Consider the following 23,960-nt stretch of genomic DNA (forward strand, 5'->3'; position numbering starts at 1 on the left):
GCGCGCGCGCCGTTCCTTCACCGTAGAACCGGTTCCGTTTAGTCAGAGATACCCTGCCGCCCCGTTGGACGGGGCTGGCACTCAGCAGGAAGGAGTCCATCATGAGCAGCGTCACTGTAGACCACGTGTCGCCGGGCCACGGCCACGGTCACGATGACCACCATCACGGCGTGCCCACGGGCTGGCGCCGGTGGCTTTTTGCAACGAACCACAAAGACATCGGGACGATGTATCTCATCTTCTCGTTCGTCATGCTTCTGGAGGGCGGCACGCTGGCCCTTCTGCTGCGCACCGAACTCTTCGAGCCCGGCCTGCAGTTCTTCCGCCCCGAACTGTTCAACCAGTTCACCACGATGCACGGCCTGATCATGGTGTTCGGCGCCATCATGCCGGCCTTCGTGGGCTTTGCGAACTGGATGATCCCGATGCAGATCGGTGCATCCGACATGGCGTTCGCGCGCATGAACAACTTCAGCTTCTGGCTGCTGCCGGTTGCCGCGATCATGCTGACCGCCTCGTTCTTCGTGCCGGGCGGCGCCACCGCCGCGGGCTGGACGCTGTACGCGCCCCTGTCGCTGCAGATGGGCCCGGGCATGGACCTGGCCATCTTCGCCATCCACATCATGGGCGCCTCGTCCATCATGGGCGCCATCAACATCATCGTGACCGTGCTGAACATGCGCGCGCCCGGCCTGACGCTGATGAAGATGCCGCTGTTCTGCTGGACCTGGCTGATCACCGCGTTCCTGCTCTTGGCCGTGATGCCGGTGCTGGCCGCCGCCATCACCATGGTGCTGACCGACCGCCACTTCGGCACGGGCTTCTTCAACGCCGCCGCCGGCGGTGACCCGGTCCTGTACCAGCACGTGTTCTGGTTCTTCGGGCACCCCGAGGTCTACATCATGATCTTGCCGGCGTTCGGCATCGTGTCGGCCATCGTGCCCGCGTTCGCCCGCAAGAAGCTCTTCGGCTACGCCTCGATGGTGTACGCCACCGCCTCCATCGCCGTGCTGTCGTTCATCGTGTGGGCGCACCACATGTTCACGACGGGCATGCCGGTGACCGGCCAGCTCTACTTCATGTACGCCACCATGCTCATCTCCATCCCGACTGGGGTGAAGGTGTTCAACTGGGTCGCGACGATGTGGCGCGGTTCCATGACGTTCGAGACGCCGATGCTGTTTTCCATCGGCTTCATCTTCGTGTTCACGATGGGCGGCTTCACGGGCCTGATCCTGTCGGTGGCGCCGATCGACATCCAGGTCCACGACACCTACTACGTGGTGGCTCACTTCCACTACGTGCTGGTGGCCGGTTCCCTGTTCGCGCTGTTTGCCGGCGCTTACTACTGGGTGCCCAAGTGGACGGGCCGCATGTACAGCGAAAAGCTGGGCAAGCTGCACTTCTGGTCCACGCTGATCTCGTTCAACGTGACCTTCTTCCCGATGCACTTCCTGGGTCTGGCGGGCATGCCGCGCCGTTACGCCGACTACGCCGCGCAGTTCACGACGTTCCATCAGCTCGCCACCATCGGCGCGTTCTGGTTCGGCCTGTCGCAGCTGATTTTCCTGGTTGCGATCCTGCGCTGCTACATGGGCAAGGGCGAACCGGCCCCGGCCAAGCCGTGGGAAGGCGCCGAAGGACTGGAATGGACGGTGCCGTCGCCCGCCCCGTTCCACACCTTTGAAACGCCGCCCGAAGTGAAGTAATCCCTTATCCATGTTTCAGGCCGCACAGCAATGACACCCGAGCAGCGCCGTCGTAACAAGATCGCAGGACTGGTTCTTCTGGTTTTCGTCATTGCCGTGTTTGCCTGGACGGTGATCCGCGGTTCGGCCTTGCTGACCGGCAAGGCGGTGGGCTAGAGCCTCCGGCCATGAGCGACGACCTTCGCGAAACGTCTCAGCGCAAGCTGAGCTTCCTTCAGACGATGAAGGCGGTGGCGTGGGGGTTCTTCGGCGTGCGCAAGGGCGCGGGCTACCGTGAGGACAGCGCCAAGCTCAATCCCGTCCACGTCATCGTGGCCGGGCTGCTGGCAGCGGCAATCTTTGTGACTGTGCTGGTTTTAATTGTTCGTTGGGCTGTTTCCAGCCTGACTTGAATTACCTAAATCTAAATCTGTACCAGGGAGAAAGCCATGAGTGCAAGTCACTCGGTTCAAGGTAAAGAGGCACCGTACTACTTTGTCCCCGCCGACTCGGGCCATCCCGTGCGCATGGCCGTGGCACTGCTCTTCATGGGCCTGGGGGCCGCGGCCTGGGTCAACGGCGCCGATTGGGGCAAGTGGTCCGTGCTGGTCGGATTCATTGGCGTGATCATCGTGATGTATTACTGGTTCGGCGACGCCATCCACGAATCCGAGATCGGCCTGAACAGCAAGCGCATCGACGGCTCGTACCGTTGGAGCATGAGCTGGTTCATCTTCTCCGAGGTCATGTTCTTCGCCGCGTTCTTTGGCGCGCTCTGGTACACGCGCACCATCACGACGCCGTGGCTGGGCGACATCGACCACCGCCTGATGCTGTGGCCGGACTTCCAGGCGGCCTGGCCCAACTTCGGTCCGGCGGGCGTGGTCGAACCCTTCCAGACCGTGGGTCCGTTCTGGCTGCCCACGATCAACACGGCGCTGCTGCTGAGCTCCGGCGTCACGCTCACCATTGCCCACCATGCGCTGCGTGAAAACCACCGCGGCAAGGCCAAGTTCTGGCTGGCGGCCACCGTCATCCTGGGCTTTGTCTTCGTGGGCTGCCAGGCGTTCGAATACATCCACGCCTACCGCGACCTGAACCTGAAGTTCAATTCGGGCGCGTACGGGTCGCTGTTCTACATGCTGACCGGCTTTCACGGGTTCCACGTGATCCTGGGCGCCACGATGCTCACGGTCATCCTGATCCGCCTGATCCGCGGCCATTTCACGCCGGATCATCACTTCGGGTTCGAAGGCGCGGCCTGGTACTGGCACTTTGTCGACGTGGTGTGGCTGGGCCTGTACCTGTTCGTGTATTGGTTCTGACCGCATTGGCCCTGACGGCGGCCGGCAGCGCCGGCGGCCGTTGCGGCAGGGAAAGCGCGAAGGGAGCCGGGCGGCAAGCCGGCCTCCGTCGCGCTTTCAGCCCATCTGGCGGGGCGCGGCGGCAGGCGTCACGCGAGGCCCGGGGAACCGGGCGGCGGGCAGCCTATCTAAATCCGGTGCTCTCGATCCAGCCCATGTAATGGGCGAACAGCACGAACAGGAACAGGGCGACCGACAGGCCGATCCGGACCGTCAGCGCGTTGACCGTGCGGTTGGTGGTACCTTTGTCCCGCATCAGGTAGACCAGGGCGGATGCCAGACTGGCCAGTATCCCGATGAAGGCCAGAACGACGAAAACGCGCATTGTGGTCTCCCGACAATTCAGATTTAGCAACGACAGATGTCCCGACCGCATTCCACCCGCTACACGGTAGCCGCCTTATTGTTGCTTGGCCTCGCCGTGGTGGTCCTGGTGTCGCTGGGACAATGGCAGATGCGCCGCAGCGATGAGCGACGCGCCATTCTGGCCGCGATCGAAGCCGGCCGCAAGCAAGCGCCCCTGCTTCTGACGCCGGCGACGCCGCCCGCGGACATGACGCCGTGGCGCGTGGCGCAGGCCAGCGGGACATGGCTGCCGCAATTCAGTGTACTGCTGGACAATCGCAACCACGACGGCAGGCCGGGCTACTGGCTGGCCACGCCGCTGTTGCTGGATGCGGCGACGAATCGCGCGGTGCTGGTGCTGCGGGGCTGGCTGCCGCGCGTGATCCAGGGCCAGGGCGAGCCGCAGCTGCCGGCCACGCCCGAGGGCATGCAGACCGTGCAAGGCGAGCTGTCCGTACGCGTGCCGCGCCTGTTTGAACTGTGGTCGCTGGGCGGCGCCGACGCCTCCGCGCTGCCCGCGGCGCTGCCGGTTGCGGGCGGCGCGGTGCCGCAAGTGCAGAACCTGCCGCTGGACGACTATGCGCGCGCGACCGGATTGAATCTGCTGCCCACGGTGCTGAGCCAGGGCGGCCAGGTGGACGACGGCCTGGTGCGCGACTGGCCCCAGCCGTCGGTGGATTTCCAGCAGAACACGTCGTACGCGGTACAGTGGTTCGCTTTCGGCGCGATTGCGGCGATTGCCTGGCTGGTGGTGCTGGGGGGCGCCATCCGCCGCAGGCGCCAGCGCGTGGACCAGCAGGCGCAGGCTCGCATGCGGGCACGCAGATGACCAACGCTATTCCAGGATACAAAGTGGCTCGCGACATTTCATCCAACAAGCCCGCACGCAAGCGTTCGCTGATGCCGATGGTGCTGGTGTTCCTGTGCTCGCTGGCGCCCATCGTCGCCGCGTTCGTGGTCTACATGAACCCGCAATGGTGGCCCAGCGATTCCAGCAATTACGGCACGCTCCTGTCGCCGCAACGCCCGATGCCCGAAGCGTCCGAACTGCGCCTGACCACGCTGGACGGCAAGCCGTTCGATCTGCAGAGCCTGAAGGGCAAGTGGCTGCTGGTGGCCGCAGATGGCGCGGCCTGCCCCGAAAGCTGCGCGCGCAAGCTCTTCATCACCCGCAACAGCCACGCCAGCCAGGGCAAGAACGTGGATCGGCTGGCGCGCGTGTGGTTCATCACCGATGATGCGGTGGTGCCGGACAAGGTGCTGGAGGCGTACAAGGGCACGGTCATGGTGCGGGTGGATCCGGACCAGCTGGCCCGATTCCTGCTGGCGCGCGACACGGCCGCGGGGCAGCCCGGACTGCAGGATCCGATCTGGGTGATCGATCCGCTGGGCAATCTGATGATGCAGTATCCCGCCGAGGCGGATGGCGTGCGGGTGCGCAAGGACATCAGCAAGCTGGTCTATAACTCGCGCATTGGTTGAACGGTTTTTTGGTTTTGATATGGAACGCATCAAAGCGCGTTATCGCAAGCTCGTTTTCTTCACCTGGTTCCTGACGCTGGACCTCATCATGTTCGGCGCCTTCGTGCGCCTGACCGATTCCGGGCTGGGCTGTCCGGACTGGCCCGGCTGCTACGGCAGCGTCACGCCGATCGGCGCGATGGGCGACATCCACGAAGCCTCGCAGGCCATGCCTTTCGGCCCGGTGACGCTGTCCAAGGCCTGGATCGAAATGATCCACCGCTACGTCGGCGCCATCCTGGGCATGCTCATCATCGGCATCGTCTACATGGCCTGGCGCTATCGCCGCGAACTGGGCCGTTCGCCCGCGCTGGCCATCACCACGCTGGTTGCCGTGTGCGTGCAGGGCGCGTTCGGCGCGTGGACCGTGACCCACAAGCTCATGCCCGCCGTCGTGACGGCCCACCTGGTGTTTGGCCTGTCGGTGCTGGCGTTGATGACCTGGCTGTCCTCGCGCGAGCGCCCGCACCTGCCCGTCAGCGCCGAGGCCGTGCGGTGGAAGCCGTGGGTGGCGGTCGGATTCGGGCTGCTGCTGGTGCAGGTCACGTTGGGCGGCTGGGTCAGCACCAACTATGCGGCGCTGGCCTGCATGGACTTTCCCACGTGCCACGGGCAATGGGTGCCGGAAATGGACTTCCACGGCGGCTATTCGGTCATCCGGGGGCTGGGCGAACTGCCGTCCGGCGAAATGATCTCGCAGCCCGCGCTGACCGCGATCCATTGGGTGCATCGCAATTTCGCCTTTGTGGTGTTCGTCTACCTGGGCATCCTGGCCTGGCGGCTGCGCGCCGCCGAACCCGGCCTGCGCGGCCCGGCCACGCTGATGCTGGCCCTCCTGGCCGCGCAGCTGTTCACGGGGCTGACCACCATCTTCTTTCAGTGGCCGCTTCTGATCGCCGTCCTGCACAATGGGGGCGCGGCGGGCCTGACATTGTCGGCCGTGGTGTTGTTGGTGCGGCTGGCGTCTGCCGGCCGCGAGCCGGCGGGGCGGTACGACCCCAATTTGGTGCGCGTTTAAAATGAGGTCCACTATGACCAGTCTTGCCGCTCCTCAATCCGGATTGCTCCGCCAGTACCTCGTTCTCACCAAGCCGCGCGTCACGCAGCTGGCTGTGTTTTGCGCCGTGATCGGCATGTTCCTCGCGGCGCCCGGCATCCCGGACATGCGCCGGGTGCTGTTCGGCACGATCGGTATCTGGCTGCTGGCCGCCGCCGCCTTCGCCATCAACTGCCTGATCGAACAGGAAGTCGACGCCCGCATGCTGCGCACCGCGCGCCGGGCCACGGCGCGCGGCACCATTTCGGCATTCCAGGTGCTGAGCCTGTCGGGTCTGCTGGGCGGCGCGGGCATGTTCGTGCTCTATCACATGGTCAACCCGCTCACCATGTGGCTGACGTTCGCCACGTTTGTGGGCTACGCCATCATCTACACCATCATCCTCAAGCCGCGCACGCCGCAGAACATCGTGATCGGCGGCCTCTCGGGCGCGATGCCGCCGGCGCTGGGCTGGGCGGCCGTCGCCGATTCTGTGCCGGCCGAGGCCTGGGTGCTGGTCCTCATCATCTTCATCTGGACGCCGCCGCACTTCTGGGCGCTGGCGCTTTACCGCAACCACGATTACGCCAAGGCCGGCCTGCCCATGCTGCCGGTCACCCACGGCAACCAGTTCACGCGTCTGCACATCCTGCTGTACAGCCTGGCGTTGATGGCGACCACGCTGTTGCCCTACGCCATCCGCATGAGCGGGGAACTCTATCTGCTGTCGGCGCTGGTGCTGGGCGGCATGTTCGTGTCGTATGCGTGGCGCCTGTACCGCGCATACAGCGACGAGCTGGCCCGCAGCATGTTCCGTTTTTCCATTCTCTACCTGGCGCTGCTGTTTGGCGCCCTGCTGGTGGACCACTGGGTCGCCCTGTTGCGCTGACCCCCTGGAGGTTGTCGATGTCCGTGTTTTCCGCCAGCCGCCGGCTGGCCCTGCGACTGGGCGCAGCTGCCGCCGTCGCCGCCGCCCTGGTTGCCTGCGGCGACAGCAAGCCCGTCTTCAAGGGTAGCGATATCACCGGCACGCAATTGGGCCGCGGCATGGAACTGTCCGACCACAACGGCAAGCTGCGTCAGCTGTCGGACTTTTCCGGCAAGGTCGTGGTCGTGTTCTTCGGTTTCACGCAGTGTCCAGACGTGTGCCCCACGGCGCTGGCTGAACTGACCGAAGTCATGAAGAAGCTGGGTCCGGATGCCGATCGCGTCCAGGTGCTGCTGATCTCGGTGGACCCCGAGCGCGACACGCCTGAGGTGCTCAAGCAGTACGTCACGGCGTTCGATCCGCGGTTCCTGGGCCTGACGGGCACGCCCGACCAGGTCAAGAAGGCGGCGGCCTCGTTCAAGGCCTATTACGCCAAGGCGCCCACCAAGGACGGCAATTACACGATGGACCACACGGCCGCGTTCTACCTGCTGGACGGCAAGGGAGAATCGCGCGTGCTGGTCAACAACAACGTCGGCGTGGACGCGCTGACGCAGGACATCCAGGCGCTGCTGAAGGGTTGATTCCCCCGGGCGGGTTCAGGCCTTTGCCGCCGCCCACGCGGCCAATGCGGCGCGGGCCTTGTCGCTGAGTTCGGCGGTGGAAATATCGCGCCGATGCGCGATGATCATCAAGGCGTAGGGCGTGGCAAGCGCGGCCGCTTCGGGACACAGGCGCGCCTCTTCACCCACCGAGGGCGACGTGTTGCGCCAGTAGTTGATGGCCTGTTCGAGTTGGGGCAGCGTGATCAAATCCATGCGCCTATTGTCCACGAATGCCCCACCCTGTCCACCCTCCATCCACCCTTCATCCGCCCTGCAATGAAGGGTCACCATCGCAACATGCCGAAACCGCGCGCGGGTGCTATACCACTGCCGGTTAGTTACGATGGAGCATCGTCATGAATACTTCGACCTCTACCGCGTCGCCGCGCCGCGGCCTGCATCCGCTGCTTGCCGCCGCCGCGATCGCCGTCATCGTCATGTGCTCGGTGGGCGTGGCCGCCGTGCTGGGCTGGCTGCCGTCGCCGTCGGCTAACCCGCACGCTGACCAGGCCGTGGCCGAGGCCGGCCCCGAGGATGCCAACCTGGCGCCTGCGCCGGCTGCCGAGCCGCCCGGCGCGGGCAGGCCCGCCGGCCAGATGCGCGAGGCGCAGCAAGCGCAGGCCGCCCCGGCCCCGCGTCCCGCTGCCGCGCCCGCACAGCAGGCGTGCGCCAGCTGCGGCGTGGTCGAGACCATCCGCCAGGTGCAGGTGCCCGCCAAGGATGACGGCAACCATCTGGTTGGCACCATCGCGGGCGGCGTGGCCGGCGGCGTTGTGGGTAATCAGTTTGGTGGAGGCAACGGCAAGACCGCGCTGACGGTGCTGGGCGCGGTCGGCGGCGCTTTGGCAGGCCGTGAAGTTGAGCGTAATATCAGACAGCAACAAACAGTGACGCACTATGAGCTCACGGTCCGCATGAATGACGGCAGCAAGCGCCAGTTCCGCAGCGCGCAGCCGTTCTCGTTTGCCTCCGGCGACCACGTGCGCGTGGAGAATAATCAATTGCTGCCCGGTTGATACCGGCCGGCGGCGGCAAGCATCCCACTATGGAGAGATCTGGAATGAGCGACCAATTCAACAATCCGTTCGTCCTGCCCGGCATGGGCCAGAATTCCGATCTCTCGGGCAATCCGCTTCTGGCCAGCATGGAGATGATGCGCCAGGCGTGGGCAGGCCTGACGGGCCCCGGCGGCCTTGCCAGCAGCCTGCCCATGGCGCCGCCCATGAATCTCGAAGACCTGGACCGCCGCATCGCCGAACTGCGCTCGGTGGAGAACTGGCTGCGCATGAACCTGAGCATGCTCTCCAGCACCATCCAGGGCATGGAGGTGCAACGCTCCACCATCAGCACCCTGCGCGCCTTCGTGGACAGCGCCTCGCGCATGGACATGGGGGCAAGCCCCGACGCTGGGGCGCCATCGCCGCTGGAAGTCGCCCTGGGCTTGAAGCCCGCGCCCAAGGCTGCGGCGTCCGGCCATGCCGCGGCGGCAGATGAAAAGGAAAGCGCCGGCGCACAATCCGGCGCCAAGGCGCAAGGCGAAGACGCCTCCGCCGGGCCGGATGCGGCAGCCGCCATGAGCGAGCAGATGGGCGCCGCGGCGCAGTCGGCATCCAAGGCCTGGTGGGAGCTGCTGCAGCAGCAGTTCAATCAGATCGCGGCCGCTACCGCGGCCTCCATGCCTGCCGGCGCACCGGGCACGGCCAGCGCCAAGTCCGAACCCTCGCATCCCAAGGCGTCGGCCGAGGCGCAGGCCAAGCCCGGCAAACCCGCGGCCAAGCCCGCCGCCACCGCCCGCAAGCCGGCCCCCGCCAAGAAAGCGGCCAAGCCAGCGGCCAAGACTGCCAAGAAAAACGGGCCTGCCGACAGCAAGCCCTGACACCATCTTTCAATCGACACGCGGAGCCGCCGCCAGGCCGCCCGCCCGTCTCTCAACCTACTGGAACTTATGCTTAATGTAGTGATTCTTGCCGCCGGACTGGGTAAACGCATGCAGTCCGACCTTCCCAAAGTGCTGCACACGCTGGCCGGCAAACCCATGCTGGCGCATGTGCTGGACAGCGCACGCCAACTGAATCCCGCGCGCATCGTCGTGGTGGTCGGCCATGGCGCCGATCGCGTCAAGCAGGCATTCGAAGGCCAGCCGGATCTGCACTTCGTGCTGCAGCAGCCGCAGCAGGGTACGGGTCACGCCGTGCAGCAGGCCGTGCCGCAACTGCTGGAAGGCGACGGCAAGGACGACGTCACGCTGGTGCTGTACGGCGACGTGCCGCTGGTGCAGCCGGAAACGCTCAAGCGCCTTCTGGACGCGCGCGGCCAGGGCGCCGCCGTGCTGACCGAAGTGCTGGCCGATTCCACCGGTTATGGCCGCATCGTGCGCGACGCCAAGGGCAGCGTGTGCCGCATCGTCGAACACAAGGATGCCTCGGAAGCCGAGCGCGAGATCAAGGAAGTGAACACCGGCATCCTCACCGCGCCCACCGCGAAGCTGAAGAACTGGCTCACCCGCATCGACAACAACAACGCCCAGGGCGAGTACTACCTGACCGACGTGGTCGGGCTGGCCGTGGTCGACGAGATTCCCGTGGGCGCGGCCCAGCCGGGCGCCGCCTGGGAAACGCTGGGCGTGAACAGCCGAGTGCAGCAGGCCGAACTGGAGCGCCGCTGGCAAGCCGAGCAGGCCCGCCGCCAGCTTGAAGCCGGTGTCACGCTGGCCGACCCGGCGCGCTTTGACGTGCGCGGCACGCTCACTTGCGGCCGCGATGTCTTCATTGACGTGGGCTGCGTCTTCGAAGGCCAGGTGTCCCTGGCCGACGGCGTGCGCGTGGGCCCACACTGCGTGCTGCGCGACGTCAGCGTTGGCGCGGGCACGCACATCGAGGCCTTCAGCCATCTGCAGCAGGCCGAAGTCGGCCGCGATGCGCGCGTGGGTCCCTACGCCCGCCTGCGTCCTGGCGCCGAACTGGGCGACCGCAGCCACGTCGGCAACTTCGTCGAGATCAAGAAGAGCGTGCTGGGTGCGGACAGCAAGGCCAACCACCTTGCGTACATCGGCGACGCGGACATCGGCGCGCGCGTGAACGTGGGCGCGGGCACCATCACCTGCAACTACGACGGCGTGAACAAGCACCGCACCGTCATCGAAGACGACGCCTTCATCGGCTCGGACACGCAGCTCGTCGCGCCGGTGCGCGTGGGCCGTGGTGCGACGCTGGGCGCCGGCACCACCCTCACGCGTGACGCGCCGGCCGACAAGCTGACCGTGTCGCGTCCCAAGCAGGTCACCGTTGACGGATGGCAGCGCCCGGTAAAGAAGTCGTGACGCAGGATCAGGAAGCGGCCGCGGGGGGTGGGGCCAGGCCCGCGCACCCCGACGGCCTGCCGGCGCCGCGCCGGTACTGGGCGGCGGCCACCGTGATGACGGGCATCAGCCTGTCGGTGCTGGACACCACCATCGCCAACGTGGCGCTGCCCACGATCGCCAAGGATCTGAACGCCCTGCCCGCGCAGGCAGTCTGGATCGTCAACGCCTACAACCTTGCCGTCGTGATGGCGCTCTTGCCGCTGTCCGCGCTGGCCGAGCGCATCGGCTTTCGCCGCATGTTCACGTTCGGGCTGGTGCTGTTCACGCTGGCCTCGCTGGGCTGCGCGCTTGCCGGCACGTTGTGGCAATTGACCGCCGCGCGCGTGTTCCAGGGGCTGGGGGCGGCCACGCTCATGTGCATGTTTGGCGGCCTGGTGCGCAACATTTATCCGCTCAAGATGCTGGGCCGGGGCATCAGCATCAATGCCACCACGGTGGCGGTCATGTCGGTGCTCGGGCCCACCATCGGCTCGGCCATCCTGTCCGTGGCGCCGTGGCCGTGGATCTTCGCCGTCAACCTGCCGATCTGCGCGCTCGCCATGTTTGGCCTGCGCCATCTGCCGGAAGTGCCGCGCAACGATGTGAAGCTGGACTGGATCAGCGCGCTGCTCTGCATGGCGACGCTGGGCGTCTTCATCTCCGGCGTGGACATGATGGGCGAGGACCTGCTGCGGGGCATCGGCCTGGTTGCGATCTCGGCGGTGGCCGGACTGGTGCTGGTGCGCCGCGCCAGCCAGCAGACCGCGCCGCTGGTGCCGGTGGATCTGCTGCGGATCCGCCCGGTGGCATTTGCCGTGGGCGCCTCGGCCTGCACCTTCGCCGCCCAGATGGCGTCCTACGTGTCGCTGCCGTTCTACTTCCAGCAGGTGCTGGGCCGGCCTTACCTTGAGGTGGGCATGCTGATGGGCGCCTGGCCGGTGGGTACGGCGATCATCGCGCCGCTGGCCGGGCGGTTGTCCGACCGTTATTCCGCCGCCACGCTGAGCGGCGTGGGGGCGGCCACGATGGTTGCCGGCATGCTGTGGCTGACGCTGCTGCCGTCCGCCGTGTCGAACTGGCCCATCGTTGCCGGCATGTTCGTGGCGGGCGTGGGCTTCGGTTTTTTCCAGACGCCCAACAACCGCGCACTGCTGTCTGCCGCGCCCCGGCTGCGCAGCGGCGCGGCGGGCGGCCTGCAGGCCACAACCCGGGTGTTTGGCCAGAGCTTTGGCACCGCACTGGTGGCCATCGCCTTCAGCGTCAGCGCGGCCCACGGGCCGGGACTGGCCCTGGTGCTGGGCACGGTGTGCGCGGCGCTGGCCGTGGTGGTCAACACCGTCCGCTTCAACAAGCTGCGGGCCTAGCGGCGGCAGCGGTCCAACACCCCTTGAACCCGGCCCGGACCTCGGGCGCGGGCCGCTTCTATAATGGCGGCCGGCGCCCGGTTTCACTGCCCGGGCGCGAAGATTACCTATTTTGAAGGCGCACAGGCATGAAAATCACGGTCGTGGGTACCGGTTACGTAGGATTGGTGTCGGGAGCGTGCCTGGCGGACATGGGCAACGATGTCATGTGCCTGGACGTGGATGCGGCCAAGATCGCGCTGCTGCGCCAGGGCGGCATTCCCATTTACGAGCCGGGCCTCGAAGACCTGGTGCGCCGCAACGTGCAGGCCGGGCGCCTGCATTTCACCGATGACATCGCGCAAAGCGTGGCGTTCGGCGACGTCCAGTTCATCGCCGTGGGCACTCCGCCCGGCGAAGACGGTTCCGCCGATCTCAAGTACGTGCTCGCCGCCGCGCAGAACATCGCGCGCCACATGACCTCGCGCAAGCTGATCGTGGACAAGTCCACGGTGCCCGTCGGCACGGCCGACAAGGTGCGCGCCGTGGTCGCCAAGGAGCTGGCCGAGCGCGGCGTCGACATCCCGTTCACGGTGGCGTCCAACCCGGAATTCCTGAAGGAAGGCGCGGCCATCAACGACTTCATGAGTCCGGACCGCGTGATCGTCGGCGCGGACGACGACTACACGATCGGCGTCATGCGCCGAATCTATGAACCCTTCCAGCGCACCCACGACCGCCTGATGGTGATGGACGTGCGCTCGGCCGAACTGACCAAGTACGCCGCCAATGCCATGTTGGCCACGCGCATTTCATTCATGAACGAGATGGCGAACCTGGCCGAAGTGCTGGGCGCCGACGTCGAACAGGTGCGCCGCGGCATTGGCGCGGACCCGCGCATCGGCTATCACTTCCTGTACCCGGGCGCGGGCTATGGCGGCTCGTGCTTTCCGAAGGACGTGCAGGCGCTGGTCAACACCGCGTCCGAACACGGCCTGCCGATGCGCGTCATCGAGGCCGCCGAGGCCGCGAACCACGCGCAGAAGTTCCGCCTGGCTGAAAAGCTGGTGGCGCGCTTTGGCGAAGACCTGCGCGGGCGCAAGATCGCGTTGTGGGGCCTGTCCTTCAAGCCCAACACCGACGACATGCGCGAAGCGCCCAGCCTGACGGCCATCGCCGAACTCACGCGCCGCGGCGCCGAGGTGCGCGCCTATGACCCGGTGGCCATGCACGAGGCCGGCCGCGTGCTGGCCGGCCATCAAGGCATCAGCTTCGCCGCCGACATGTACGACGCGCTGGACGGCGCGGACGCGCTGCTCATCGCCACCGAGTGGAAGGTCTTTCGCGCGCCCGACTTCGATCGCGTCAAGGCGCTGCTCAAGACGCCGCTCATCATCGACGGCCGCAATCTCTACACGCCGGCCGACGTGCGCAGCCTGGGCTTCGAGTACTCGGGCATCGGCCGCGCATGAAGATCCTGCAACTGAACTTCGAAAAGGGCTGGCGCGGCGGCGAGCGCCAGACGCTCTATTGCATGCGCGCCTTTCGCAAGGCGGGCCATGACGTCGAAGTGATGTGCCGCGAAGGCGCGCCGCTGGCCGAGCGCGCCCGCCAGGAAGGATTCGTCGCCCACACCGTGCGCAACGTGCCCGGACAGCTGGCCTTTCTGGCCGGCGCCGGCCGCTACGACATCATCCACGCACAGACCGCCAACACCATCACCTGGGCCGTGCTGACCAAATGGCTGCACCGCAGGCCCGTGGCGTTCTCGCGCCGCACGTCGTTCGTGGTCAAGCCGGGCGACGAATGGAAGACCGGCTACAAGTGGCGCCACGCCGACCTCTTCGTGGCCATCAGCGAGATGGCGGCCAGCGAGCCGCGCCGCCTGGGCATTGAACCCGTCATCATCCGCAGCGCGGTCGAGCCTCATCAGATCAACGCCGAGAACGTCGCCAACCTGGTTCGCGAGTTCGATCTGGAAGGCAAGAAGGTCATGGCGACCTCCGCCGCGCTCATTCGGGACAAGGACCCGGTCACGCTGGTGCGCGCCGTCGGCGAACTGGCCAAGACGCGCCGTGATTTTGTCTTCCTGCACTTCGGCGCCGGCGGCGACCGCGAACAGCAGGCCAAGGACGAAGCCCGCAAGCTTGGCATCGAAGACGTCTACCGCTTTGCCGGCTTTCGCAAGGGCGTGGAAGACTTCTACAGCATCCTCGACGTGTTCGTCATGAGCTCCGAGGAAGAAGCGCTGGGCAGTAGCGTGCTGGACGCCTTCCTGCAGCGCGTGCCGGTGGTGTCCACTGACGCCGGCGGCCTGAAGGAAAGCCTGGCCGACGGCCGCGGCGTGTTATGCGCCGTGGGCGATTATCAGGCGATGGCGGCGGGCATGGCGCGTTGCCTGGATGATGCGGCGTTTCGGCACGAGGTCACCGAACGTGCTTATGAGTACGTGCGCAATGAACACGACGTGCAGAAGATGGGGAACCGGTACCTGGCGCAGTTTGAGCGGCTGGTGGGGCGCAGGTAGGGTTGAACGCCTCTAGCGATGGGCAACGGGGTCCGGATGCTGAGGCGTCAGCGCCATTGCGCAACCTTCTCCTTCGCCCACGCAGCGGTCTTATCCAGATCGGGCAAGCGGTCGGTTCTGATCCTATCCCAGGCGACCCGTTGAGAAGGCCTTTGCAACATATGCGTCAGGGCGGCGTCCAAGCCATCAAGCTTGGCTTTTAGAAGCGATGCCAGCGCCTGCTCGGGTATTGCGCCTGCAGGCGCTTCGGTCTGTAGGACAAGATTCCAAACGCGTCCACGGGCCGGATGCGCGATGAAGCAGGATGTCTTTCCTTGAAGTCCCCATTCACAGCACCCCCTCGAGCGCTTCCTCCCACCGCACAGCCCGGGGCAGGTCGAAATGCTGGCGGGCGTTCTGGTACAGCGCGTCAGCTTCTTCGAGGCGCACACCCGCTTCAAAGCTGGCTCGACCAATGAACTCCGGATCCAGCTCAAAGAACATATGCGCGAGTAATTCTTGCGCAAGTGCGTCGTGCGCAACCGACGCCAAATCGCCGTGGCGCAGTGCGGCGGCGACATCAGTCGGGCTTACCACCTCGCCATAGGGGGCGTTGAGGTGGGTGGCTATCATCTCGAGGTACGGGGTGAATTGCGTTGGCAAGGTCAACTCCTGAAAGATCGGCGACGGCCTTTCGTGCATCTTCGCCGCATTATCCCCCCGTCGGGGGCGGCGCGCTTCGTTCATGATGAAATTGCGCGACTGCCTTACCCCCGCACATCGATCCGCGTCTCGAACTTGGCCCGATGCACCGAAAAAAACGTGCGCACATTGCGCACGTTGGCCTGCGCGGTGAAGGCGCGATGCACCAGCGCGTGGTAGGCCGGCATGTCTTTTACCTGCGCGATCACCACGAAATCCGGGCCGGGCGACACCCGGTAGCACTGCAGCACCGCGGGTTCGGTCACCATGCTTTGCTCGAAGGCGTCCAGGCTTTCGGCGGCCTGCACGTCCAGCGTGATCTCCACGATCGCCGTCAGCGTGCTGCCCAGCTTCTCGGCTGACAGGATCGCCACCTGGCGGTCGATCACCCCTTCTTCCACCAATCGCCGCACCCGCCTCAGGCAGGTCGGCGGCGACGCGTGCACCCGCGCAGCCAGATCCTGGTTGGTCAGCGAGCTGTCTTCTTGTAACTGTTCAAGAATGCGCCGGTCCAGATCATCGAGTTCGGGCAGGGAAATTGGGGTGTTTTGCATGATTAATTCAAATCTGTCGATTCGACGAAAGATAATTTAATCACATTTGTGTAAGGGAATTAACTGCCAAATAAGTGAACATAAAGAAATCAAATTTCTTTATGGGTCGCGCACAATGCGTCGGTACTGAACTTACCCGGAGTCACTCCTATGTGCGGCATTGTTGGCGCCGTCGCCCAGCGCGACATCACCCCGATCCTCGTTGAAGGCCTGAAGCGCCTGGAATACCGCGGCTACGACTCCTGCGGTGTCGCCGTCTACGCCGACGGCCATCTGCGCCGCACGCGCAGCACGCAGCGCGTGGCCGAACTGGCCGATCAGGTTGCGCAGGACAAGGTCCAAGGCTTCACCGGCATCGCCCACACCCGCTGGGCCACGCACGGCGTTCCCGCCACGCACAACGCCCACCCGCACTTCTCGCACCTGGGCAACGACGAGCCGCGCATCGCGCTCGTGCACAACGGCATCATCGAAAACCACGACGAACTGCGCGCCGAGCTGCAGGCCGTCGGCTACGTTTTCGAAAGCCAGACCGACACCGAAGTCATCGCGCACCTGGTGAACCACCTGTACGCGGGCGACCTCTTTGAAGCCGTGCAGAACGCCGTGCGCCGTTTGCATGGCGCATACGCCATCGCCGTGTTCTGCCGCGACGAACCGCACCGTGTGGTCGGTGCGCGTCAAGGCTCGCCGCTGGTGGTGGGCGTGGGCCAGAACGAGAACTTCCTGGCGTCCGACGCGCTGGCGCTGGCCGGCACGACCGACCAGATCATCTACCTGGAAGACGGCGACGTCGTCGACCTGCAACTGTCGCGCGTCTGGATCGTGGATGCTGCCGGCAAGAACGTCGACCGCGAAGTGCACACCGTGCACGTGCACACGGGCGCTGCCGAACTGGGCCCCTACCGCCACTACATGCAGAAGGAAATCTTCGAGCAGCCGCGTGCGGTCGGCGACACCCTGCAAGATATCGAATCCATCACGCCGGAGCTCTTTGGCGACGACGCCTACAAGATCTTCAAGGAAGTCGATTCCCTGCTGATCCTGGCCTGCGGCACCAGCTACTACGCAGGCCTGACCGCCAAGTACTGGATCGAATCGATCGCCAAGATCCCGGTCGCCGTCGAAATCGCCAGCGAATACCGCTACCGCGACAGCGTGCCGAACCCGCGCTCGCTGGTCGTGACGATCTCGCAGTCCGGCGAGACCGCCGACACGCTGGCCGCGCTGAAGCACGCGCGCTCGCTGGGCATGGAAAACACGCTGACCATCTGCAACGTGTCCACCAGCGCGATGGTGCGCGAGTGCAAGCTGTCGTACATCACGCGCGCCGGCGTCGAAATCGGCGTGGCGTCGACCAAGGCCTTCACCACCCAGCTCACCGCGCTGTTCCTCCTGACGCTGGCGCTGGCGCAAACGCGCGGCAAGCTCACGGAAGAGCAGGAAGCCGAGCACCTGAAGGCGCTGCGCCACCTGCCGTCCGCCATCGGCTCGGTGCTGGCGCTGGAACCGCAGATCATGGCGTGGGCCGACCGCTTCGCCTCGAAGGAAAACGCCCTGTTCCTGGGCCGCGGCATGCACTACCCGATCGCGCTGGAAGGCGCGCTCAAGCTCAAGGAAATCAGCTACATCCACGCCGAAGCCTATCCGGCCGGTGAACTGAAGCACGGCCCGCTGGCGCTGGTCACCGAGCACATGCCGGTCGTCACCATCGCGCCCAAGGACGAGCTGCTGGAAAAGCTGAAGTCCAACATGCAGGAAGTGCGCGCGCGCGGCGGCGAGCTGTATGTGTTTGCCGACGCCGACAGCAAGATCCAAAGCGCCGAAGGCATGCACGTGATCCGCATGCCGGAACACTATGGCAAGCTGTCGCCGATTCTGCACACGGTGCCGCTGCAGTTGCTGTCGTATCACACGGCATGCGCACGCGGCACGGATGTGGATAAGCCGCGAAATCTGGCCAAGAGCGTGACGGTGGAGTGACGCGGTAGCGGCTGCATCGGTTGAGAAGGATAAATAAAGTCGGTCGCGCGCAATAAAGTCGGTCGCAGCGACGACTCCTATCGTTTCTTTCCATCTGCCCGCAATATCAGCTTTGTTCAAGTGCAAGGGCCGCGTAAGCGGCCCTTTTTCACATTTGGCGCGCGCTGAACGACGTGCCAGGCCTGGATGGGCGACGTGCGGGCAGCTAGGTTGCGGCGGGCGCCCTTTGGAGGCGTTTTGTAATTTCTGCTTCCGGCACGGCTTTGGAGAACAGGAATCCCTGCATTTCGTCGCATCCGGCAGCACGCAGGAAGTCGCGTTGTGCGGCCGTCTCCACCCCTTCGGCATTGACCGTCAGGCCCATCGAGCGCCCCAGCGTCACCACCGCGTTCACGATGGCGGTGGAATCGCTGCCCTCTCCGATGTTTGCGACGAAGCTCCGGTCAATCTTGATCTTGTCGACGGCAAACCGTTGCAGGTAGCTCAAGCTGGAGTAGCCCGTTCCAAAATCGTCCAGCGCGATCCGGAAGCCGGCGGCGCGCAGTTTGCCGATAGCCTTCTGCACCCGGCCGTCGTCTTCGATGAGCACGCCTTCAGTAACCTCCAGCTCGATCTGCGCCGGATCGACATCAGCGCGCCGCACCAGATCGATGACGCGTTCCGCAAAGTCGGCGCCGCGAAACTGCTTGGGGGAGAGGTTTACCGCAATGGACAGGCTTGGCCATTGCCGCGCCGCGCGGCAGGCTTGTTTCAATACCCATTCCCCGAGCGGCTCGATGAGGCCGGTGGATTCAGCCACCGGCACAAAGATCTGCGGCGACACGGGGCCCTTGGCCGGGTGGTTCCATCGCACCAGCGCTTCAACGCCCACGAGCTGCTGCGTGCCGCTGTCGATCTGCGGCTGGAAGTGGACCTGAAGCTGGTCGCTATCCGCCAGCGCGGCGCGCAAATCCTCTTCGATCACGGCCTTCGCCTTGAGCGTTTCGTCCATCTCGGGGGCGAAGAAGCTGTACTGGTTTCTGCCTAGATCCTTGGCGCGGTAGAGCGCGATGTCGGCCTTGCGCAGCAGCTCGCTGCGCGTGGTGCCGTCGCGCGGGGCCATCGATACACCGATGCTCGCGCCCACGAAGGCGCGGCCGCCCAGCAGGTCGAAAGGCGCGCGCACATCGGCCAGGATGCGGCGGGTCAGATCGGTGGCGCCCGCTTCGGTGGCGTTCTGCATCAGGACGGCGAACTCATCACCGCCCAGGCGCGCGACCGAGTCTTCCGGGCCGACGGCAAGCTTGACGCGTCGGGTGAACGCCTGGATGAGCGCATCGCCCGCGGCATGGCCCCATGTGTCGTTGACCTGCTTGAAATGATCCAGATCCAGCAGCAGCACCGCGCAGCTTGCATCGGGCCGCCGGCGGGCCAAAGCCTGATCGACACAGGTGCCGAAATACGCGCGGTTTGGCAGGCCGGTCAGCACGTCGTGAAAGGCAAGATGGTGGGCGTGCGCTTCGCTCGCCTTCAGTTCCACATGGGCCTTGCGCAGGGCGGAGAGGTGCGCCTGCTGTTGGCGCAGAAGCCGGTAGGTGCGCAGTGCCAGCAACGCCACCAGAATGAGCGTGCCGGCGAGCATGGCGGCAACCGCGGGCAGCATGGCGCGCCAGAGTCCGGAACCGGGCAGATCCGGCCGCCACATCAGGTAGCCGAGCAAGGTGCCGTCTGAGGACCGGAGGGGCTCCTCCCGCTCGTCGGCCTGCACATGGCGGGCGCGCACGGGATGGTAATGGAGCGCGTCGATCAGGTTGTCCCGTGAGAACGCGCGCAAAAAATCGCCATCGATGAACCGGACGCTGACGAGCAGATTCCGTGACGCGATTGTCGGCGTGTCCAGGTTGGGCGGAAACCGTGCGACGCGCATGACGCTCACGACGGCTGGCCGTTGGCCGATCATGGCAAGGTCGGTGGCGTGCACCGCGGCCGCTGTGGTGCGTGTGGATGCGTCGGGCGCGGGCGGGGGCCTGCGCCACGTCGTCCAGGACGTTGCTGATCGCCAGATGCAATTCCTTGCTCTGGCGCATCGCTGACATGTCGTCGCTTTTTTCGACGGACAAGTGCAGGGAAAACAGCATCGCCGCCAGAAATACGCCAAAGGCAATCAACAGCAGGACAAGCAGGCCGCCGGCGGAACGGGGAAGCGATCCTTCTGATTGTGTCATGCCGGTACAGCTCCGTTTTGTTGAGAGCGGTAACGCAAATTACGTGCCCGCACGTTCGCTCCGCACGCATCTGGGACTTTGCGGCATGGTATTTGCTGCAAGCAATGCCCCCGCAACTGCGATCCGCTGCGGATCGAAGATTCCGATGGTTTCTGCGCAAGCACACAGCTGGGCCGACGATCCGTCGCTGCCCCAATCTCCCCTGGCCGTGATATCGCCTCATTTGGATGACGCCATCCTGAGTTGCGCCGGCTTGCTCGCTGCGCGCCCCGGCAGTACGGTCGTGACGGTGTACACGGCACGGGCGCCTACGCCGAACCTGCTTACGGACTGGGACCGCCGCTGCGGTTTCGCCAATGCCGCCGCCGCGATGGAATGCCGGCTGGCGGAAGACCGGGAAGCGCTGCGCAGCGTGGGCGCGACCGGAAGGGGGCTGGATTTTCTGGACAGCCAATACACATCGACGGCGGACGAGGATGCACCGCTGATCACCGAGCGTCTGTTCCACCTGCTGATGAGGCTTGCGCCCGCGACCGTGGTCATGCCGCTGGGCCTGTTCCACAGCGATCACGTGCGGGTCAGCGACGCCGCCCTGATGATCCGCGATGCGTTGCCGGGCGTTGCCTGGTTCGGTTACGAGGATGTGCCATACCGCCAGCAGCAAGGTGTCGTGCAGGCACGGCTGTCGCAGTTGCAGGCGCGCGGCGTGACAGCCACGCCGGCGCACCTGGCGGTCGATGCGGCGCGCAAGGCGCGCGCCATCGGCGTCTACGCGTCGCAACTGATGGGGCTGGACAGCACGGCACTGAAACTGGCCGTGCATGAAACGTATTGGCGGCTTACGGACAGCGCCAGGGATGCGGTCTGAGATGGCGCGTTGGGAGACGCTCGGCTATAGCGGGTGACGTCATCGAACCGCGTGCATCAGAAAAGGACAGGCGACCGCGCGGCAGCCCCGAGGGCTCAGCCGCGTGGCCGCCTTATCGTTCTATATGAAGAACGCTGAAGCCAAAAATCGCCATCTACCGCCAGATTGTCCCGCCGAATATAGTTCTGGTCATGGCAGCGACGCGCTGCAAGCAACACCCCAAACCTACCTCTCCAAGGACACTGACATGACCCAAACCACCGCCAAGCTCGAAGTGCTGACCCCCGAAAACAGCCAGATCATCTTCATCGATCACCAGCCGCAAATGGCCTTCGGCGTGCAGTCGATCGACCGCCAGACGCTGAAGAACAACGTCGTGGGGCTGGCCAAGGGCGCCAAGGCGTTCGACATTCCGGCCATCATCACCACCGTCGAGACCGAATCGTTCTCCGGCTACACCTATCCGGAATTGCTCGATGTCTTCCCGGAAAAGAAAGTGCTGGAACGCACCTCGATGAACTCGTGGGACGACCAGAAGGTGCGCGATCAGCTGGCCGCCAATGGCCGCAAGAAGGTGATCGTGGCCGGTCTCTGGACCGAAGTGTGCAATACCACCTTCGCCCTGAGCGCGATGCTGGAAGGCGAGTACGAGATCTACATGGTCTCCGACGCGTCCGGCGGCACGTCCAAGGAAGCGCATGACATGGCCATGCAACGCATGATCCAGGCAGGCGTGGTGCCGGTCACCTGGCAGCAGGTGCTGCTGGAGTGGCAGCGTGACTGGGCCCGCCGCGACTCGTATGATGCCGTGATGGAAATCGTCAAGGAACACTCGGGCGCTTACGGCATGGGTGTGGATTACGCCTACACGATGGTGCACAAGGCCGGTCAGCGCACGCAGACCGCACACGAGGCGATCGCGCCCGTCGCGGCGCCGGTTACCGCTCGCTGAATCCCAGGCCCGCGGCCAATGCCGCGGGCTTTTTTTTCCATACCGCCTGGCAGCCCGGAGCCTCCCATGACGACCGCCGACACCCGCCCCGCCGACGCCCCGCCGTCCTCGCCTTTCGCGTACTCCGCCTTTTCAGTGATCTGGATTGCCACCGTGCTGTCCAACATTGGCACCTGGATGCATGACGTGGGCGCGGGCTGGCTCATGACGTCGTTGTCGCCGTCGCCGATGTTCGTGGCGCTGGTGCAGACGGCGGGCGCGCTGCCGGTTTTTCTGCTGTCGCTCCTGGCCGGTGCGCTGGCCGACACGATGGACCGCCGCAAGCTGCTGCTGATGGTGCAGATCGCGATGGGCGCCATTGCGCTGGCGCTGGGGCTGGTGGTGTGGTTTGGCCTGACGACGCCGTGGGTGCTGCTGGGCTTCACGTTGCTGATGGGCATCGGCACGGCGCTGTCGGCGCCGGCCTGGCAGGCCATCGTGCCCAGCCTCGTGCCGCGCCCTTCGCTGCAGCAGGCCATCGCGACCAATAGCGTTGGCATCAACGTCAGCCGCGCCATTGGTCCGGCGCTGGCCGGCGTGCTGATCACCAGCATCGGCGTGGCGATTCCGTTTTTTGTGAACGCCGTCAGTTTCATCGTGGTCGTGGCCGCGCTGATCTGGTGGAAGCCGCCCACCGCCGCTGAAAAGCGCCTGCCGCGCGAGCAGCTGTTTCATGCCATGCGTGCCGGCGTACGCTTTGCACTGCACAGCAAGCCGCTCAAGTCCACGCTGGTTCGCGCCGTTGCGTTCTTCCTGTTTGCCAGCGCCTACTGGGCCTTGCTGCCGGTGATCGTGCGTCAGGTGCTGCAGGGCGGCGCCTTGCTCTACGGCATCATTCTGGGCTGCGTCGGGGCGGGCGCGGTGATCGGCGCGATGGTGCTGCCGCCGCTGCGCAAGAAGCTGGGCCCTGACCGCAGCGTCATGGCCGGCACGCTGGGCACGGCGTTCACGCTGGTGGTGTTTGCGGTGGTGCCGCATCCTGTGGTGGCCGGTGCGTTCAGCTTCCTGGCGGGCGCCTCGTGGATCATGGTGCTGACCTCGCTCAACGTCTCGGCGCAGGTTGCCCTGCCGGACTGGGTGCGTGCCCGTGGCCTGGCGATCTTCGTGACGGTGTTCTTTGGGTCGATGACCGCGGGCAGCATGATCTGGGGTCAGACGGCGGTGCGTGCCGGCGTGCCCGCCGCGCTGCTGATCGCCGCCGCCGGCTCGGTGGTTGCGATGCTGCTGACCCGCAAGGCCAAGCTGCAGCTGGGCGCGGACCTGGACCTTGCGCCGTCGATGCACTGGCCCGAGCCGCTGATCGATCAAGAGGTGTCGCATGATCGCGGTCCGGTCATGATCACGGTCGAATACCTGATCGACCCGGCACGCAGCGCCGACTTCGTGCTGGCCATGCAGCACGTCGGCGCCGAGCGCCGCCGCGATGGGGCCTACGCCTGGGGGATCTTCGAGGATGCGGCGCAGCCGGGCCGCTACCAGGAATACTTCCTCGTGACCTCGTGGCTGGAACACCTGCGCCAGCATGAGCGTGTGACCCACGCCGACGCGGACCAGCAGGCCGAAGCGCGGGGTTTCCACATCGGCGACGCGCCGCCGAAGGTGTCCCACTTCGTGGCGCCGCAGCTGTCGTAATTGTCTTGTTATCGGATGCGGCTCACGCGAGCCGCATTCTTTCGTGCTTGGATGCAACCCTGGGCTTCATCCGTCTTTGCGTGGGACGGACAGGCCGTCCCGCGCTGATCCGATCAACGTTCCGGCGCCAGCGCCTTCAGACTTTCAAGGCGTTCCAGCTCCTTTTTCTCCCGCTCCTTTCTGGCGCCTTCGCGATGAGACTTGATGGCGAGGAACATGCACACGCCCAAAATGGCGAGCTTGAACGTACCGAAGACGACGGGGATCCAGAAATTCATCATTGCCTCAAAATGCTGCCTTCAGCAGCTTCGTGAACTCCCCGGCGATGCCCAACAAGGCCAGGAGCGCGC

The 23,960-nt window shown here is 65.4% G+C and carries 25 protein-coding genes; 19 read left to right on the forward strand and 6 right to left on the reverse strand.

Features of this window, described 5'->3' with window-relative positions; translation table 11 throughout:
• Positions 1 to 101: 101 nt before the first annotated feature.
• From ctaD to QEP15_RS01030, 4 genes are read left to right on the forward strand one after another with little or no spacing between them, the layout of a single operon-like run.
• On the forward strand, positions 102 to 1,709 hold the full coding sequence (gene ctaD / locus QEP15_RS01015; protein ID WP_062840198.1) for a cytochrome c oxidase subunit I: 1,608 nt from the start codon (positions 102 to 104) through the stop codon (positions 1,707 to 1,709).
• Between the two features lie 30 nt (positions 1,710 to 1,739).
• Positions 1,740 to 1,865, forward strand: a complete 126-nt coding sequence (locus QEP15_RS01020; protein WP_216639588.1) for a cytochrome oxidase small assembly protein — start codon at positions 1,740 to 1,742, stop codon at positions 1,863 to 1,865.
• 11 nt (positions 1,866 to 1,876) lie between these two features.
• Entirely contained in the window at positions 1,877 to 2,101 is a 225-nt protein-coding gene (locus QEP15_RS01025) for a DUF2970 domain-containing protein (protein WP_056565538.1), read from the forward strand.
• 36 nt (positions 2,102 to 2,137) lie between these two features.
• On the forward strand, positions 2,138 to 3,013 hold the full coding sequence (locus QEP15_RS01030; protein ID WP_062840199.1) for a cytochrome c oxidase subunit 3: 876 nt from the start codon (positions 2,138 to 2,140) through the stop codon (positions 3,011 to 3,013).
• A gap of 163 nt (positions 3,014 to 3,176) precedes the next feature.
• Here QEP15_RS01030 and QEP15_RS01035 read toward each other — a convergent pair whose 3' ends face one another.
• A complete protein-coding gene (locus QEP15_RS01035; RefSeq protein ID WP_056320319.1) occupies positions 3,177 to 3,377 on the reverse strand; it encodes a twin transmembrane helix small protein in 201 nt (66 codons plus the stop codon).
• 36 nt (positions 3,378 to 3,413) lie between these two features.
• Between QEP15_RS01035 and QEP15_RS01040 the strand changes: the two genes are divergently transcribed.
• The 5 genes from QEP15_RS01040 (at position 3,414) to QEP15_RS01060 (ending at position 7,466) form a co-directional block, all read left to right on the forward strand.
• Positions 3,414 to 4,226 (forward strand): SURF1 family protein, encoded by an 813-nt coding sequence (locus QEP15_RS01040; protein ID WP_056320317.1) that lies wholly within the window; start codon positions 3,414 to 3,416, stop codon positions 4,224 to 4,226.
• 71 nt (positions 4,227 to 4,297) lie between these two features.
• Positions 4,298 to 4,879 carry an SCO family protein gene (locus tag QEP15_RS01045; RefSeq protein ID WP_142055878.1) on the forward strand — a complete coding sequence of 194 codons (582 nt, stop codon included), beginning with the start codon at positions 4,298 to 4,300 and terminating at the stop codon, positions 4,877 to 4,879.
• Positions 4,880 to 4,898: 19 nt separating this feature from the next.
• Positions 4,899 to 5,936 (forward strand): COX15/CtaA family protein, encoded by a 1,038-nt coding sequence (locus QEP15_RS01050; RefSeq protein WP_175156373.1) that lies wholly within the window; start codon positions 4,899 to 4,901, stop codon positions 5,934 to 5,936.
• Between the two features lie 13 nt (positions 5,937 to 5,949).
• Positions 5,950 to 6,843, forward strand: coding sequence for a heme o synthase (gene cyoE / locus QEP15_RS01055; protein WP_056320311.1), 894 nt, complete (start codon positions 5,950 to 5,952; stop codon positions 6,841 to 6,843).
• A 17-nt stretch (positions 6,844 to 6,860) separates the two neighbouring features.
• The gene (locus QEP15_RS01060; protein ID WP_280148319.1) at positions 6,861 to 7,466 is read left to right on the forward strand and encodes an SCO family protein; all 606 of its coding nucleotides are present in this window, start codon (positions 6,861 to 6,863) and stop codon (positions 7,464 to 7,466) included.
• A gap of 15 nt (positions 7,467 to 7,481) precedes the next feature.
• Here the strand turns inward: QEP15_RS01060 and QEP15_RS01065 are convergent, their stop codons facing one another.
• On the reverse strand, positions 7,482 to 7,700 hold the full coding sequence (locus QEP15_RS01065) for a DUF3717 domain-containing protein (protein WP_175235899.1): 219 nt from the start codon (positions 7,698 to 7,700) through the stop codon (positions 7,482 to 7,484).
• Positions 7,701 to 7,843: 143 nt separating this feature from the next.
• Between QEP15_RS01065 and QEP15_RS01070 the strand changes: the two genes are divergently transcribed.
• The 6 genes from QEP15_RS01070 (at position 7,844) to QEP15_RS01095 (ending at position 14,697) form a co-directional block, all read left to right on the forward strand.
• Positions 7,844 to 8,503, forward strand: coding sequence for an outer membrane lipoprotein (locus tag QEP15_RS01070; RefSeq protein WP_226847715.1), 660 nt, complete (start codon positions 7,844 to 7,846; stop codon positions 8,501 to 8,503).
• 44 nt (positions 8,504 to 8,547) lie between these two features.
• Positions 8,548 to 9,363, forward strand: coding sequence for a PhaM family polyhydroxyalkanoate granule multifunctional regulatory protein (locus tag QEP15_RS01075; protein ID WP_280148320.1), 816 nt, complete (start codon positions 8,548 to 8,550; stop codon positions 9,361 to 9,363).
• A gap of 69 nt (positions 9,364 to 9,432) precedes the next feature.
• A complete protein-coding gene (glmU, locus tag QEP15_RS01080) occupies positions 9,433 to 10,806 on the forward strand; it encodes a bifunctional UDP-N-acetylglucosamine diphosphorylase/glucosamine-1-phosphate N-acetyltransferase GlmU (RefSeq protein WP_056320296.1) in 1,374 nt (457 codons plus the stop codon).
• Positions 10,803 to 12,191: an MFS transporter gene (locus QEP15_RS01085; RefSeq protein ID WP_280148321.1), complete on the forward strand. Its 1,389-nt coding sequence runs from the start codon at positions 10,803 to 10,805 to the stop codon at positions 12,189 to 12,191. The genes glmU and QEP15_RS01085 overlap by 4 nt, the downstream gene beginning before the upstream one ends.
• A gap of 128 nt (positions 12,192 to 12,319) precedes the next feature.
• Positions 12,320 to 13,642 (forward strand): UDP-glucose dehydrogenase family protein, encoded by a 1,323-nt coding sequence (locus QEP15_RS01090; protein WP_175235904.1) that lies wholly within the window; start codon positions 12,320 to 12,322, stop codon positions 13,640 to 13,642.
• Positions 13,639 to 14,697 (forward strand): glycosyltransferase family 4 protein, encoded by a 1,059-nt coding sequence (locus QEP15_RS01095; protein WP_180099697.1) that lies wholly within the window; start codon positions 13,639 to 13,641, stop codon positions 14,695 to 14,697. The genes QEP15_RS01090 and QEP15_RS01095 overlap by 4 nt, the downstream gene beginning before the upstream one ends.
• Before the next feature lie 327 nt (positions 14,698 to 15,024).
• On the opposite strand, the gene QEP15_RS01100 is transcribed toward QEP15_RS01095, so the two are convergent.
• Together QEP15_RS01100 and QEP15_RS01105 are read right to left on the reverse strand one after the other, a co-directional pair.
• Positions 15,025 to 15,423, reverse strand: a complete 399-nt coding sequence (locus tag QEP15_RS01100) for a hypothetical protein (RefSeq protein ID WP_280148322.1) — start codon at positions 15,421 to 15,423, stop codon at positions 15,025 to 15,027.
• Between the two features lie 20 nt (positions 15,424 to 15,443).
• Positions 15,444 to 15,932, reverse strand: a complete 489-nt coding sequence (locus QEP15_RS01105) for an Lrp/AsnC family transcriptional regulator (RefSeq protein WP_056320284.1) — start codon at positions 15,930 to 15,932, stop codon at positions 15,444 to 15,446.
• Positions 15,933 to 16,082: 150 nt separating this feature from the next.
• Between QEP15_RS01105 and glmS the strand changes: the two genes are divergently transcribed.
• Complete coding sequence (gene glmS, locus QEP15_RS01110; RefSeq protein WP_056320281.1) at positions 16,083 to 17,915, forward strand: glutamine--fructose-6-phosphate transaminase (isomerizing); 1,833 nt, start codon at positions 16,083 to 16,085, stop codon at positions 17,913 to 17,915.
• 205 nt (positions 17,916 to 18,120) lie between these two features.
• Here glmS and QEP15_RS01115 read toward each other — a convergent pair whose 3' ends face one another.
• The gene (locus tag QEP15_RS01115) at positions 18,121 to 19,875 is read right to left on the reverse strand and encodes a putative bifunctional diguanylate cyclase/phosphodiesterase (RefSeq protein ID WP_280148323.1); all 1,755 of its coding nucleotides are present in this window, start codon (positions 19,873 to 19,875) and stop codon (positions 18,121 to 18,123) included.
• A gap of 113 nt (positions 19,876 to 19,988) precedes the next feature.
• On the opposite strand from QEP15_RS01115, the gene QEP15_RS01120 reads away from it, so the two are divergent.
• The 3 genes from QEP15_RS01120 to QEP15_RS01130 all read left to right on the forward strand — a co-directional run bounded on the left by QEP15_RS01120 (position 19,989) and on the right by QEP15_RS01130 (position 23,610).
• Complete coding sequence (locus QEP15_RS01120) at positions 19,989 to 20,987, forward strand: PIG-L deacetylase family protein (protein ID WP_280148324.1); 999 nt, start codon at positions 19,989 to 19,991, stop codon at positions 20,985 to 20,987.
• A gap of 247 nt (positions 20,988 to 21,234) precedes the next feature.
• Positions 21,235 to 21,939 carry a hydrolase gene (locus tag QEP15_RS01125; RefSeq protein ID WP_217618127.1) on the forward strand — a complete coding sequence of 235 codons (705 nt, stop codon included), beginning with the start codon at positions 21,235 to 21,237 and terminating at the stop codon, positions 21,937 to 21,939.
• A 66-nt stretch (positions 21,940 to 22,005) separates the two neighbouring features.
• Positions 22,006 to 23,610, forward strand: coding sequence for an MFS transporter (locus QEP15_RS01130; RefSeq protein ID WP_280148325.1), 1,605 nt, complete (start codon positions 22,006 to 22,008; stop codon positions 23,608 to 23,610).
• A 113-nt stretch (positions 23,611 to 23,723) separates the two neighbouring features.
• On the opposite strand, the gene QEP15_RS01135 is transcribed toward QEP15_RS01130, so the two are convergent.
• Positions 23,724 to 23,891: a hypothetical protein gene (locus QEP15_RS01135; RefSeq protein ID WP_155721921.1), complete on the reverse strand. Its 168-nt coding sequence runs from the start codon at positions 23,889 to 23,891 to the stop codon at positions 23,724 to 23,726.
• Between the last annotated feature and the right edge of the window lie 69 nt (positions 23,892 to 23,960).

It is taken from the genome of Achromobacter mucicolens, assembly GCF_029866465.1.
GTDB lineage: Bacteria > Pseudomonadota > Gammaproteobacteria > Burkholderiales > Burkholderiaceae_B > Achromobacter > Achromobacter mucicolens.